The sequence below is a fragment of the Methylosarcina fibrata AML-C10 genome (assembly GCF_000372865.1).
Lineage (GTDB): Bacteria > Pseudomonadota > Gammaproteobacteria > Methylococcales > Methylomonadaceae > Methylosarcina > Methylosarcina fibrata.
In genome coordinates this window covers 665,443-679,266 of record NZ_KB889965.1, presented here as the reverse complement: position 1 = coordinate 679,266, position 13,824 = coordinate 665,443, and the positions used below count along the sequence as shown (strand labels likewise).

Genomic DNA, 13,824 nt, shown 5'->3' with positions numbered 1-13,824 from the left:
GTGATGTGCTACTTTTAGGAAACAACGCCAATAGCAAGAATCATACCCGGCTGTAATTCACGTATGGCGCGGCTTTCAAAGAGTTGGCACGGAATCATGCTAGGGAATTGATTGTTTCCAAATAGGAGCACGTCACTGCATGAGGGGATGGCGGGAACGGCAGGTTTTTCGGGAGTGGGAGGGATGGCGGCGATGCCGGGCTTTTTTTACTGGCGTTATGGCGAAGCAAGCCAGCGGAAAATTTTGTTATCCCGGATGTTATCCCGAAACTGATTTTTTGCTTTTTTCGGAAAGATGGCTTTTCGTAAGTCCTTGATTCAATTGGTCGGGACGAAAGGATTTGAACCTTCGACCCCTTGCACCCCATGCAAGTGCGCTACCAAACTGCGCTACGCCCCGAGAAATTGAAGTTATAAACTGATAATGAAGGATCGAGAACTCGATCCTGAAGAGGGAGAGGCCATTATACTATATTCGCCTCTGCAATTTCGAGAAAATCTATTTTAACAATTCCAGAATATCTTCCAGCTCGATGACCATCTGATGAATCAGTTGCTTGGTCAAAGTGGCGTCTTCCTTGCTGTTGTCGCTGGTCAGATGGGCCCTTGCGCCGCCGATGGTATAACCCTGCTCGTACAGAAGCGAGCGTATCTGGCGGATCATCAACACATCGTGGCGCTGGTAATAACGACGATTGCCGCGTCTTTTGACCGGACTGAGCTCGGTAAACTCCTGTTCCCAATAACGAAGAACGTGAGGTTTGACCGCGCACAATTCGCTGACTTCACCTATCGTGAAATAACGTTTGGCCGGTATGGGCGGCAATTCATTGTTATTACTCGGTTCCAGCATATGCTTCTACTCTGGCTTTAAGTTTTTGACCAGACCTGAATGTTACCACACGTCTGGCCGTGATGGGAATTTCTTCTCCGGTTTTTGGATTTCTTCCGGGGCGGCTGTTTTTGTCCCGGAGTTCGAATTTTCCAAATCCTGAGATCTTTACCTGCTCTCCATGTTCCAACGATTTTTTTATTTCTTCAAAAAAAAGCTCTACGATGTCTTTTGCTTCGCGCTTGTTTAAGCCCAGCTCATCGAACAGCCGTTCGGCAAAATCTGCTTTAGTTAATGCCATTAATTCAATCCCTCAGCTTTGCACTAATTTGATTTTTCAAAGTTTCCAAGATCCTGCTAAATATAGCATCTATTTCCGAATCCGTAAGGGTCTGCGCATGATCCTGAAAGATCAGGCTCAAGGCGATGCTCTTGTCACCAGGCTCGATGCCTTTGCCCCGGTAGACGTCAAACACGACCATATCCTGAAGAGTAGCTTCGTTACAGCCGCGGATGCAGGACAGCATTCGCTCGGTGGTCACTTCTTCCTTGACGATCAAAGCCAGATCGCGTCTCACCGACGGGAATTTAGACAGCGGAGTGAAGGCTGGAATTCGTTTTTTCAGCAGCAAATCCTGATTTAATTCAAATAAAAACACCGGGTTATCGAATCCGAGCTGTTTTTCAATATTTGGATGCAACATGCCCAGCGTACCGATCTTTTCCCCGGCCTCCGTTACAATATCGGCCGTCTGACCGGGATGCAGGGCCGGATTTTGAGCAGCAACAAACCGAACCTCGCAACCGGTCAGCGAAAAGACGGCTTCGATATCGGCTTTCATATCGAAAAAGTCGATTTTTCCGGCAGCCGCGCCCCATTGTTCGGGATAAGCCGTCCCTGTCGCGAGCCCTGCCGCCATTTTTTCCTGGCGAAGCTCGCCATCTTTAGCGACAAATCTTAATCCGGTTTCGAACAGGCGGACGCGACTGTGCTGACGATTGAGATTATGCAAAGCCGCTTTCAACAGTCCGCACCACAAGGTCGTGCGCATCACCGACATCTCGGAGGAAATCGGATTCTGCAGGCGGACCGGCTGGCTCCCCGGCGCGACCGTCTGCTGGATGGCTTCATCGACAAAGCTGTAAGTGATCGCTTCCTGATAACCCCGATCGACCAGCAGATCCTTCACCCGGTCCAGTTCAAGGACCGATTCGGTGACGGGGCTGATGTCCGAACGCATGAGCAAGCGGTTGTTCGGCAGATTGTTGTATCCGTAGATGCGAGCAATTTCCTCGATCAGGTCGGCCTCGATGGCGATATCGAAGCGAAATCCGGGCGGCGTCACTTGCCAGCCGTCGGCCTGAGGCTCGATCTTCATTCCCAGCGATTGGAATATCCCGGCGATCCTTTGATCTTCCGGCAACAATCCCAGCATTTTCTCGACCTGCTGCCGTCTGAGCAAGATGGGTTTGCGCCGAGGCAGAACCGCCTCCGCCACCGCCTCGGTGATGGGGCCGACGCGGCCTCCGGCGATATCGACGATCAGTTGTGTGGCCCGCTCGATGGCCCTTTCTTGAAGATAAGGATCGACGCCCCGCTCGAAACGATGGGAAGAATCGGTATGAAGCCCGTATTTTCTCGCTTTGCCGGCCATGCTCTGCGGAGAGAAAAAGGCGCATTCAAGAAAAATGTTCCGAGTCGTGTCGCTGACCGCGGTCTCGCTGCCGCCCATGACTCCGGCCAGAGCCAGGGCCCGCCGTTCATCGGCGATGACCAGCGTGGCCGGATCCAGCTTGACGGACTGGCCGTTCAATAAGGATAGCTCCTCACCCTCGTCGGCCCAGCGGACACGAATGGAGCCGCTCAGCAAGTCGGCATCGAACGCGTGCAAAGGTTGGCCCAGTTCGATCAATACGTAGTTGGTGACGTCGACGACGGGGCCCAGACTTCTCAAGCCGCAGCGCCTCAGCCGCTCCTGCATCCATGAAGGGGTTTCGGCTTCGGGATTGACGCCTTGGATCAAACGTCCCAGATAACGGGGACAGGCATCGGGCGCGGCCACCGCAACCGGTAACGAGTCCGGGTGCGCAACGTCTTTTTTAGCAAAGGCCAAAGGCGCAAAAGGCATTTCATTCAGGACCGCCACTTCTCGCGCAATGCCTTCAATGCTCAGGCAATCGGCGCGGTTCGGAGTCAAATCGACTTCGATGAGGGAATCGTTTAATGACAGGTATTCGCGAATGTCGACACCCACCGGTGCATCGGCCGCCAGTTCCATCAGGCCGTTCGATTCGGCCGCCAGTCCCAATTCCTTTTCCGAGCACAGCATGCCGAAGGATTCGACGCCCCGAAGCTTCGATTTTTTAATTTTGAAATCGCCAGGCAACTCGGCGCCGATCAAAGCCGCCGGGATTTTCAGACCGACTCGAACGTTGCTGGCGCCGCAGACGATCTGCAAGGATTCTTCCTGGCCGACCGCCACCCGGCAGACGCGCAGCCGGTCCGCGTCGGGATGCGGTTCCATGGCCAGCACTTCGCCGACCACGATGCCGCTGAACGAGGCCGCCGCAGGCTCCACCGAGTCGACTTCAAGACCGGCCATGGTCAATTGTTCGACCAGGCCGTCGGTATCGATTGCTGGATTAACGTATTCTCTTAACCAGGCTTCACTAATTTGCATGGCTCATGCTGTCCTTGGTAATGACCCGTTATCTAAATTGTTCCAGAAATTTAAGATCATTTTCAAAAAATAACCGTAAATCATTAATGCCGTAGCGCAACATGGCCAGTCTTTCCACGCCCATGCCGAAGGCGAAGCCGCTGTATTGCTCGCTGTCGATATGGACCGCTTTGAACACTTCCGGATGGATCATCCCGCAGCCCATGACTTCAAGCCAGCCCGATTGTCCGCACACCCGGCAGCCCTCGCCGCCGCACATCACGCATTCGATGTCGACTTCTGCGGAAGGCTCGGTAAAGGGAAAATAAGACGGACGGAAACGGACCTGGATATCCTTTTCGAAAAAGGCCTGCAGGAATTGGTAGACCAAACCTTTTAAATCGGCAAAGCTGACGTCGCTGTCGACCAGAAACCCTTCCACCTGATGGAACATCGGGGTATGAGTCAGGTCGGAATCGCAGCGGTAGACGCGGCCCGGCGCAATGACCTTGATCGGCGGCTTTTCCGATTCCATCACGCGGATCTGCACTGGCGAAGTATGGGTTCTCAAAACAGTATGGGCATCGAAATAAAAGGTGTCGTGCATGGCCCTGGCCGGGTGATGCGCCGGAATGTTCAATGCCTCGAAATTATGATAATCGTCTTCGATTTCAGGCCCTTCGACCACCTGAAAGCCGATACCGGTAAAAATCCTGGAAATGCGTCTGAGCGTAGTAGTCACAGGATGCAGGCCGGCCACGTTCTGTCCCCTGCCCGGCAAGGTGACGTCGATGCACTCGCTGGCCAGTCTCGCCGCCAGAGCGAGGTCTTCCATGATTTTCTTACGGTTGTCCAACTCCTCCTGGAACCGGTCTTTGGCCTGGTTGATAATCTGTCCGGCAATCCGACGCCGGTCGGGATCCAGTTTGCCGAGCTCTTTCATCTCCAGCGTAAAGAGTCCCTTCTTGCCCAAATACCGGACTCGAACCTGGTCGAGTTGATTCAGATCCTGTGCTTGTGCAAGCTCTTGTAATGCCTGCGCGAGAATTTCTTCCAGATTAGCCGACACTGCTAGGCTCGCTTGTTAGTTATGATAAGGATTAATTCGAGTGACGCGTATTGGAAGCATTCCATTTTCGCAACAAACAAAGCGTCGGAAAATGATACCAGCCTGAACGGTTGCATAATCGTGTGCGACAAGATCAAACATCCAATACTTCAAAATCGGGTTGACACCGCAACTAGGCCGCTGCAAATTACTTTTTTTGCAGCCGATTACGGTGTAACAGAACTTAAAAAGCAACCCTCTTTGTCAGAGGGTTGCCCGCCATCGTCCTGTCAGTGAAAATCAAAGCACTTTAAAGCGGACTCTGATTTGCTTTCGCAATTTTTGCTATTTCTGCAAAAGCATCCATGTCGCGAACCGCGAGGTCCGCCAATACCTTACGGTCGATCGCAACGTTGGCGTTGCTCAAACCGTTGATTAAGCGGCTATAGGACATTCCGCATAATCTCGCCGCCGCATTGATCCGGACGATCCATAAGGCGCGGAACTGACGCTTTTTCTGTTTGCGGTCGCGGTACGCATATTGTCCCGCCTTGATGACCGCCTGTTTCGCAACGCGATAGACGCGGCTACGGGCGCCGTAATAGCCTTTCGCCTGCTTTAATATTTTCTTGTGTCTTGCTCTGGCCGTTACGCCGCGTTTTACTCTAGGCATGATGACTCTCCCGGATTAGCTGTAAGGCATCATGCGCGCCGCCATGCGCACATCGGACGGATGGACTGACGCAGGTCTGCGTAACTGTCTTTTTCTTTTAGTCGACTTTTTGGTCAGAATATGACGCTTGTACGACTGGCCGCATTTGAAACCGCCGCCGCCCGTGCGTCGAAAACGCTTTGCGGCTCCGCGGTTGGTTTTAATTTTTGGCATTTGTTTGCTCCAATAACATGAATAAAAGATCCCTGAGAGAAAATAACCCAGCAAGGCAAAATGCATGGCCCTGAAGAATTATTCGCATCGCACGCGCGGCGATACGGGGCAGATTCTTCCTGAACTGCCGTAATACTTGAATCATCATTCAAAATTCGTTATGAAACCGGGCCGGCGCCGTTGGGCTAAAAAGATTTGTGGCCGGTCGTTTCATAAAATGATGCTTATTTTTTCTTTTTAGGCGCCATCACCATAATCATTTGACGGCCTTCCATTTTCGGAAACTGCTCGACAACGGCGATGTCTTCCAGGTCTTTTTCCAGGCGTTTCAATTGATCCATGCCTATCTCGCGGTGGGCCAGCTCCCGCCCGCGGTAACGTACGGTTATTTTGGTCTTGTCACCGTCATTCAGGAATTTGATCAGGCTTCTCAGCTTAACCTGATAGTCTCCTTCGTCCGTACCGGGTCTGAATTTGATTTCCTTGACCTGAATCTGTTTTTGCTTCTTTTTGGCAAGTTGCAGTTTTTTGTTTTGCTCAAACTGATATTTGCCGTAATTCATTATCTTGCAAACGGGAGGATCCGCGTTTGGCGATATTTCCACTAAATCCAGGTCCGCAGCATAAGCAAGCTGTTTTGCTTCTTCCAGCGAGATAATTCCCAGTGATTCACCGTTCGCGCCTGTCACCCTGACACGTCGTGCCGTAATGGCGTCGTTCAAGCGCGTTTCATCTTTTTTAGCAGCGATATCCTAATCCTCCACACACTGTTTATTTTCTATCCGCAATCTCTTGTTTCAACCTTTCGGCGAACTCTGCAATTGTCAGATGGCCTAAATCTTCACCCTTCTGCGTACGAACTGAAATGCTTTGTTCTTCGAGTTCTTTATCGCCGACGATGATCAGATACGGTACGCGTTGCATCGAATGCTCGCGAATTTTAAACCCGATTTTCTCGTTTCTCAAGTCCATTTTAGCCCGAATGCCTTGTTTTTCAAGCTCTTTCATTATTCCGGCCGCATAATCGCCGTGACGTCCGGCGATGTTGAGAACGATGACCTGGACCGGCGACAGCCAAACCGGGAACGTTCCCGCATATTGTTCGATCAGAATGCCGGTAAACCGCTCTAACGATCCAAGTATGGCTCTGTGCAGCATGACCGGCGTTTGCCTCGAGCCGTCTTCGGCAATGTAAGTGGCGCCAAGACGCCCGGGCATCGAAAAGTCGACCTGGATGGTACCGCATTGCCAAACCCGACCGATGCAATCCTTCAGGGAAAATTCGATTTTAGGCCCGTAGAAGGCGCCCTCGCCCGGCTGCAACTCCCATTTCAGCCCTTTGTTGTTGAGGGCCAGTTCCAGAGCCGATTCGGCCTTGTCCCAGAGCGCATCGTCGCCGACCCGGTTTTCCGGACGGGTCGACAGCTTTATGATGACCTCGTGAAAACCGAAATCCTTGTACACGTCGAACAGCATGTCGATAAAGGTCGACACTTCGTCCTGAATCTGCGCTTCGGTACAGAAAATATGAGCATCGTCCTGGACGAAATTCCTGACCCGCATCAGTCCGTGCAAAGTGCCGGAAGGCTCGTTGCGGTGGCAGGATCCGAATTCGGCCAGACGAATCGGCAGGTCGCGGTAGCTTTTCAGGCCCTGATTGTAAATCTGCACATGACAGGGGCAGTTCATCGGCTTGATCGCATAATCGCGATTTTCCGAATGGGTGGTAAACATCAGGGAGCTGAATTTATCCCAATGGCCGGATTTCTCCCATAAGGAACGATCGACCACTTGCGGGGTTCTGACTTCGCCGTAGCCGTTTACCCGAAGTTTTTCACGGATGTATTGCTCGATCTGCTGATAGACGGTCCAGCCTTTTTCATGCCAGAACACCATGCCGGGAGCTTCTTCCTGGGTGTGGAAAAGATCCAGGGCTTTGCCCAGCTTCCGGTGATCCCGCTTTTCGGCCTCTTCCAGACGGGCAAGATAGGCTTGCAGCTCTTTCTTGTCGCCCCAGGCCGTGCCGTAGATGCGTTGCAGCATTTCATTTTCGGAGTTGCCCCGCCAATAAGCCCCGGCGATCTTCATTAATTTGAATGCGGTCAGCTTGCCGGTGCTCGGTACATGCGGACCGCGGCACAAATCGATGAAATCGCCCTGCCGGTACAAGGACAAATCCTGATCGGAAGGAATCGACTCGATGATTTCGGCCTTATAGGCCTCGCCCTGATCCTTGAAAAACCGGATCGCATCGTCCCGGGACATCACCGAGCGCCTGACCTCGAAATCTTCGGCCGCCAACTGCTGCATTTTCGCTTCGATGGCCTCAAGATCTTCGGGAGTAAACGGCCGGTGATAGGAAAAATCGTAATAAAAGCCGTTTTCGATCACGGGCCCTATGGTCACCTGCGCATCGGGAAACAGTTGTTTGACCGCTTGCGCCAGCAAGTGGGCGGTGGAATGACGGATTACATCGACGCCGTCTTCATCCTTTGCCGTGACGATTTCTACGGTGGCATCCTGCTCGATGAGTGTGGCGGCGTCCACCAATTGATTGTTAACCCTGCCCGCCAAGGTTGCCTTGGCCAGCCCTGCCCCAATGGAGCGAGCGACATCCATCACTGTAACCGCATGGTCAAATTCGCGCCTGGAACCGTCCGGGAGAGTTATTACTGGCATTCTGGATAATCTGTTCAGTTTCCGAAATAAAAAAAGCACTGACGAGCAGTGCTTAATTAATTTGGTAGGCGCGATTGGACTCGAACCAACGACCCCCACCATGTCAAGGTGGTGCTCTAACCAACTGAGCTACGCGCCTGAAGTATCAACTTCAAAATCATATTATAACAACAGAATTCTTTTAGGTAAATCTCAAAAACAAAAATGATCGATTAATTAGTCGTCCCTGAAAAAGTCATTTTTTTGAAAAAAACAGCTCATTAGGAAACATAAACAGATTCCTGAACCGTTTTATTTTGTAAAAACCGGCAGATGGCTTCCCCGATTTCCGGCCAAAAAATCCTCAACCGCCTGAGGATTAAACGCATGTTGTGTCCAGCGGCGCAGAGAACGGCATTCATGGCATCACCGAGTTGGCCTTTCAGGTAATTTCTGCTCAGCAAGCCATCGTTCTTCATGTGTCCAATCACCGGCTCGATGGCATTGTGCCGTTTTAACGCGGTTTTCAACCGTCGGGTATGGACTCCCCGTTTTTGCCTTGACTTGTACAGGGTGACACCGGGTATTTCTCGCCCCCGATAGCCCAAATCCACAAAAGCTTCTTTGGCTCGGGTACCGCTCAGGATTTCAGCTTGTTCCAGGCAGGAGTACAAGGTATCGCCGTCATAAGGATTGCCGGGAAAGCTCCTGGCGCCCAGCACGAAATTACTTTTATTGGTCACCGTGATGCCGACTTTGACGCCGAACTCGTATTTTTTGTGTGCTTTCCCTTTACTGATGCATTCCACTTCCGGTGCATGAAAGCTGTAGAGTTTGTTTTTGTCGGTGTGTTTCTGATTCAGTATCCGCTGGGTTTTGGCCAGGGCGTCCTGAAGCCCCCTTTGCGCGGCCAGCTCCTGTTGCGGCAGTTGCCGCAGGATATCCCGATAAACACGACCGACCAGGGTTTTCAGTTGCTTCAGGGCTTTTTGCTTACGCTTCATTTGCTTGGCATGATGATAACGATGCGATTGCACTAACAGCAGCGGTGCCTTTTTATTGTAGTTCTGTCGCAGGGGCAGCCCGTGTTGTCCAGCCAGCTTGACCAGCTCCCGACGGCATTTTTCGTACAACTTGCCGTCCGTCGGAAAGCCAACCGCTTTTTCCTGAACGGTAGTATCGACGGTGACCGATTGAAAATCTCGTTTCTTCACGGTCCGGGTAGCGACGCCCGCCTCGATCGTCAATAACAACAGCCACTCACAGCCGGCTTCACCGATCCGTTGCCGCCATTTCGTCAGCGAGGTCGGATGACAGGGAACCTCATGCTGAAAAAAGGTTTCGCCACAAAAGTACTGCCAATAACCGTTTTCAACCCAGCGTTTAACGACCGCTTCATCCGATAAACCTTCCGCATGTTTCAGATAATGCAATCCGGCGATCAAACGGGTCGACAACGCCGGGGCGCCTTGTTCTGCTTCAAAAAACGGGCCGAATTCTTCGTCCAGCCGAGCCCAGTCTATTTTGCTGGCCAATCGATAAAGTTCATGTTTCGGGTTCAAAAACTCGTCCAGGCGAGTTTTGAAAAGGTCATTTTGCACAACTTCCTGAGGACGTTTGGGCTTCATTTTTCGGTGAAAATTTGCAAGAAAATAAAACCCATTTTAACATTTTCTTGCAATTTTTGACCTCATAAATATCCATTTATATGATATTAATCAATTTCTTATGAATTAATCAGGGACGACTAATTATTCCAGGCTGAAAGTACAAGCCGCCGTCATAAACCGACACGCAAGCATGGATGGTATCGGGAAAATGGAATGATCTTCTCTCGCCGCGTTCAATTACCAGGACATTTTATTATTCAATGCGCCTGCCGCCACGATGACCGGCGAGAGTACCGGGCTGAACGGCGGAGAATAAGCAAGGTCGGCATTTTCGAGGTCTGCGCAGGTCAATTTGCCCAGCAGCGCCGTTGCCACAATATCAATCATTTTGTCTACCGCTCCTTCACCGACGGCTTGCGCTCCCAACACAAGACCCGAGCGCCGGTCGGCGACGAGTTTAAAAAAGAACGGCCGGCGGCTGGGATAATAGCGGGCCCGGTCGGATCCTTCCATTTCGACCGATACCGGATCAAAGCCGGATTCCCGGGCCGTCTGCTCGGATAAGCCCGTCATCGCCACCCCCATATCGAACGACTTGAAAATGGCGGTTCCGAAAACGCCCGGAAAACGGGCATTCCCGCCCGCCGCGTTTTCGCCCGCCACCCGTCCCTGTAAATTGGCGATATCGCCCAAAGGCATCCAGACCGGCTTCCCGTTGAGGCGGTTAACCGTTTCACAGCAATCGCCGGCCGCATAGATTCCCGGCATTCGAGTTTCCATGGCCGAGTTGACGGCAATCGCCCCGGTTTCGCCGAGTGCGATGCCAGCGGTTTTCGCCAGCTCGACATTCGGCCGAACGCCGACGGCGATCACCGCCAGATCGGCCGCCAGCAAGGTTCCGGTGTCGGTTTCAACGGTGGTGACCCGCCCGTTTTCTCCATGCAGTTTGGCGAGCCCCTCGCCAAGCATCAACTCCACTCCGTTTTCAACCAGATGTTCAACGACGTGCCAAGCCATTTCCACATCGAACCTGGGCAGTATCCGCGGCGATTTTTCGACAATCGTGGTCTTGATGCCGAGCGCATGGAGCGCTTCGGCCAGTTCCAGGCCGATGTAACCCGAACCCACGATCACCGCCCGTTTCGGCCGTTTCGTCTGCAACAGCGATAGAAACCGGGCCAGATCGGCAAAATTCCGCAAGGTCAGAACGCCTTCGAGAGTGATTCCTTCAACTTCGGGCACCATCGGGCGGGCACCGGTGGCTAGGATCAAGCGGTCGTAAGATACCCGTTCCTCCGAATCATCGAGCCGATTTCTTACGGTGAGCTGCCGTTGCTCCGGATCGATGTGAGTGACCAGACGTCGGGTCAACACCTGGATACCGTCCCGGCCAAAGTCTTCCGGCTGACGAATGACGATCTTGCGTCTGTTATCGATAATGCCGCCGATGACGTAGGGCATTCCGCAGGCGGAATAGGAAACCTCCGCCTCGTCCTGATACAGGATGATTTCATGATCGGGACCGGTCCGGCGGGCCTTGGCCGCCGCCTTGGCGCCGGCGGCGACGCCGCCTACAATAATGATTCGCATGAGTTCTCGTTTCTTGTCGGTTAATTCGAGCAGTCGGACAACCAATCCCCCTGCCCTGCAAAAAAAGCCGGCTCGCCGCCCGTATGAATGAAGACTATGGTTCGGGATTCGGCAAACCGCCCGTGCCGCATACCGTGCAACAAGCCCGCCATGGCCTTGCCGGTATAGGTGGGATCCAGCAGGATGCCTTCCGCGCGGCCGACCAGACGGATGGCCTGGGCGGCTTCCGGACTGGGAATGCCGTAGCCCTGCCCGATAAAGCCCCCGTGTATCGGGGCGTCCTCGTCGCTAAAACCTAGAGCCAACTGCAAAAATTCAGCCGCCTCGCCGGCAAGGCGGGCAATTTGACGGCTCGCCTGATCGGGCTCGCGGCTTACCGTGTAACCTTCCAGTTTCCAGGGCAAATGCAACAGGCGAATGCCGAGCAGCCAACCGGCATAGGTTCCTCCGGAGCCCACGGCGAGCACGATCGTATCCGGCTGTAAATTCCGGGCGAGACACTGCCGATACAATTCGAAAACGGCCAGTACATGACCCAATGCCCCCATTAAACAGGCTCCGCCGCGCGGAATCGCATAAGGTCGGCGGCCCTGTTCCGACAATTCGGCTGCGGCCTTCGCGATGCCTCGGTCCACCGACTCCCGGTCATCGTCGCCGGTAAAACGAATCTCGGCTTCCAGCATTCGGGTCATCCGATAATTTCCGTCAACCGAAGGTGGAGGCTTGCCCCAGAACACGGCGCTGCAACCCAGTCCTTCGTGCGCCGCCACCGCCGCCGTGGCACGCACGTGATTGGACTGCACGCCGGCGCCGGTCACCAGCCAGTCGGCCCGCCGGGCCAGGGCATCGGCCAACAGGACTTCCAGACCGCGAATTTTGTTGCCTCCCAGGCCGAAGCTGATCAGATCGTCGCGTTTGAACCAGAGTTCGGCCCCGCCCAGCGTTTCCTCCAGCCGTTTCGCCCGCAGCAGCGGCGTGGGATAATCGGCAAGAATGCGCCGGGGAATCTGCCCGGTTATGCGTTCGATAACGGCGTGCCTTCGGCGAATTTCAATTTCGCTGAACAGATCGGTCATGGCATTAAAGCCTCTGCAGACGTCCGATGACTCGATCCACCATTTCGCCGCACACTCCCGTGCTTTGCTCGGGATCGCACAAGGCCTCGATCTCGTCGTTATTAAGGAGAGAAGCGATTTGCCGATGGCGAATCAGCGCCTGCTTAAAATCCATTCCTTCGTTGTGAGCCTGCATAGCCACTTCGTAGACGAGCCGGTGCGCGCTTTGCTTGCCTATTTTCAGGGCCAAAGCCAGCATGACCGACTCGGCATAAACAAATCCGTTGGTTGCCAGAATATTGGCTCGCATCCGCTGCGGATGGATCTGCAAGTCCTTCAGCAGCCGCTTCAACAGCGCCAACGACTTGCCGGCGGCCAGCGTCGCGTCGGGCAGAATGACCCATTCGCCTTTCCATGAGCGGCCGTCCCGTTCATGGCTGTGCACGAGATTTTCGGCCATATGGGCCGCATGATGTCTGACCACTCTGGACAGGGTGCCGAGATGCTCGGAAATTTCCGGATTGCGTTTCTGCGGCATGGTGATGCTGCCGATCGCACCTTCGATAAATCCTTCGCTTAATTCGCCGATTTCGGGGCGCTGCAGATTGACGATTTCCTGGCCGATCCGGTCGCCGGTCGAAGTCGTCATGGCCAGCGTATTCAGCCATTCTGCGAAGCGGTCGCGCGAACTGGTCCAGGAAATGGCCGGTGCGTTCAGATCCAGGCGCTGCATGACGGCTTCCTGCAAGGCCAGGGCATTAGAGCCCAAGGAAGACAGGCTGCCGACACCGCCGCCCAACTGGCCGACGCGAAGGCGGGGCTCCATTTCGAACAAACGCTGCCGGTGGCGATCGAGCTCGTCCAGCCACGAGGCGGCTTTGAAGCCGAACGTGATCGGCAGGCCCGGCTGGCCGTGAGTGCGCCCCAGCATGACGGTTTCCCGATGCCGCCGGGCGAGATCCGCCAGAATTCGCTCGATTTCGGCGAGACGTTCCAAAAAATGGCGATGAACCTTCAACAACGTTCGAACGGTATGGGTATCGGTAACGTCCTGAACGGTGACGCCGTAGCAAAGCCATTCGCCGCCAATGTTCTCGCACCGGTTTTTTACCGCCTGAATCAGGCCCATCAAGGAATGCTGGGTTTTGGCAAAGCCCTCGCCGATTTCCTTTAAAAAGGCGTGATCGACTTCCAGCCGATCATAAGCCTTTTTGATTTCCGCGGCCGCCTGCTCCGGAATCAGGCCGAATTCGGCCTGAACTTCGGCCAGCACGGCCATGACTTCCAGCCAGCCTTTGATCCGGTACGATTCGGTAAAGAAACAGCGCAATTCAGGATCCGCCCAGGATGGGCCATAGATCGTCGAATCGCTTAAATGAACGGAATCCATCATGAATGCATCGTTTTCTGTTGATTGCGATCGATCCGCTGACGGATCGGTTTTCTAAGCATCATCTTCGGCTCGTTAAATGCTCGCGCCGAAACC

The 13,824-nt window shown here is 53.6% G+C and carries 12 protein-coding genes and 2 tRNA genes; all 14 read right to left on the bottom strand.

What is annotated here, in order from left to right; genetic code table 11:
* Window positions 1-322: 322 nt before the first annotated feature.
* Window positions 323-399, bottom strand: a tRNA-Pro gene (locus A3OW_RS0103415).
* 99 nt (window positions 400-498) lie between these two features.
* Entirely contained in the window at window positions 499-852 is a 354-nt protein-coding gene (locus A3OW_RS0103410; protein ID WP_020562026.1) for a MerR family transcriptional regulator, read from the bottom strand.
* Window positions 836-1,132, bottom strand: a complete 297-nt coding sequence (ihfA, locus tag A3OW_RS0103405; RefSeq protein ID WP_020562025.1) for an integration host factor subunit alpha — start codon at window positions 1,130-1,132, stop codon at window positions 836-838. The genes A3OW_RS0103410 and ihfA overlap by 17 nt, the downstream gene beginning before the upstream one ends.
* A gap of 4 nt (window positions 1,133-1,136) precedes the next feature.
* Window positions 1,137-3,512 carry a phenylalanine--tRNA ligase subunit beta gene (pheT, locus tag A3OW_RS0103400; RefSeq protein ID WP_020562024.1) on the bottom strand — a complete coding sequence of 792 codons (2,376 nt, stop codon included), beginning with the start codon at window positions 3,510-3,512 and terminating at the stop codon, window positions 1,137-1,139.
* Between the two features lie 28 nt (window positions 3,513-3,540).
* Window positions 3,541-4,560, bottom strand: coding sequence for a phenylalanine--tRNA ligase subunit alpha (gene pheS / locus A3OW_RS0103395; protein ID WP_020562023.1), 1,020 nt, complete (start codon window positions 4,558-4,560; stop codon window positions 3,541-3,543).
* Between the two features lie 289 nt (window positions 4,561-4,849).
* Window positions 4,850-5,212: a 50S ribosomal protein L20 gene (gene rplT / locus A3OW_RS0103390; RefSeq protein ID WP_020562022.1), complete on the bottom strand. Its 363-nt coding sequence runs from the start codon at window positions 5,210-5,212 to the stop codon at window positions 4,850-4,852.
* A 15-nt stretch (window positions 5,213-5,227) separates the two neighbouring features.
* Window positions 5,228-5,425, bottom strand: a complete 198-nt coding sequence (rpmI, locus tag A3OW_RS0103385; protein ID WP_026223297.1) for a 50S ribosomal protein L35 — start codon at window positions 5,423-5,425, stop codon at window positions 5,228-5,230.
* A 224-nt stretch (window positions 5,426-5,649) separates the two neighbouring features.
* Complete coding sequence (infC, locus tag A3OW_RS0103380) at window positions 5,650-6,174, bottom strand: translation initiation factor IF-3 (protein WP_083918124.1); 525 nt, start codon at window positions 6,172-6,174, stop codon at window positions 5,650-5,652.
* 22 nt (window positions 6,175-6,196) lie between these two features.
* Window positions 6,197-8,104 carry a threonine--tRNA ligase gene (gene thrS / locus A3OW_RS0103375; protein WP_026223296.1) on the bottom strand — a complete coding sequence of 636 codons (1,908 nt, stop codon included), beginning with the start codon at window positions 8,102-8,104 and terminating at the stop codon, window positions 6,197-6,199.
* A gap of 62 nt (window positions 8,105-8,166) precedes the next feature.
* Window positions 8,167-8,243 (bottom strand) — tRNA-Val (locus A3OW_RS0103370).
* A 121-nt stretch (window positions 8,244-8,364) separates the two neighbouring features.
* Window positions 8,365-9,711 (bottom strand): IS5 family transposase, encoded by a 1,347-nt coding sequence (locus A3OW_RS0103365; RefSeq protein ID WP_020562018.1) that lies wholly within the window; start codon window positions 9,709-9,711, stop codon window positions 8,365-8,367.
* A gap of 219 nt (window positions 9,712-9,930) precedes the next feature.
* Window positions 9,931-11,283 carry an FAD-dependent oxidoreductase gene (locus A3OW_RS23920; RefSeq protein WP_033411548.1) on the bottom strand — a complete coding sequence of 451 codons (1,353 nt, stop codon included), beginning with the start codon at window positions 11,281-11,283 and terminating at the stop codon, window positions 9,931-9,933.
* 20 nt (window positions 11,284-11,303) lie between these two features.
* Window positions 11,304-12,359 (bottom strand): coenzyme M biosynthesis enzyme XcbE, encoded by a 1,056-nt coding sequence (gene xcbE / locus A3OW_RS0103355; RefSeq protein WP_020562016.1) that lies wholly within the window; start codon window positions 12,357-12,359, stop codon window positions 11,304-11,306.
* Window positions 12,360-12,363: 4 nt separating this feature from the next.
* The gene (gene xcbD / locus A3OW_RS0103350) at window positions 12,364-13,731 is read right to left on the bottom strand and encodes a 3-sulfopropionylcysteine synthase XcbD (RefSeq protein ID WP_020562015.1); all 1,368 of its coding nucleotides are present in this window, start codon (window positions 13,729-13,731) and stop codon (window positions 12,364-12,366) included.
* Window positions 13,732-13,824: the final 93 nt, after the last annotated feature.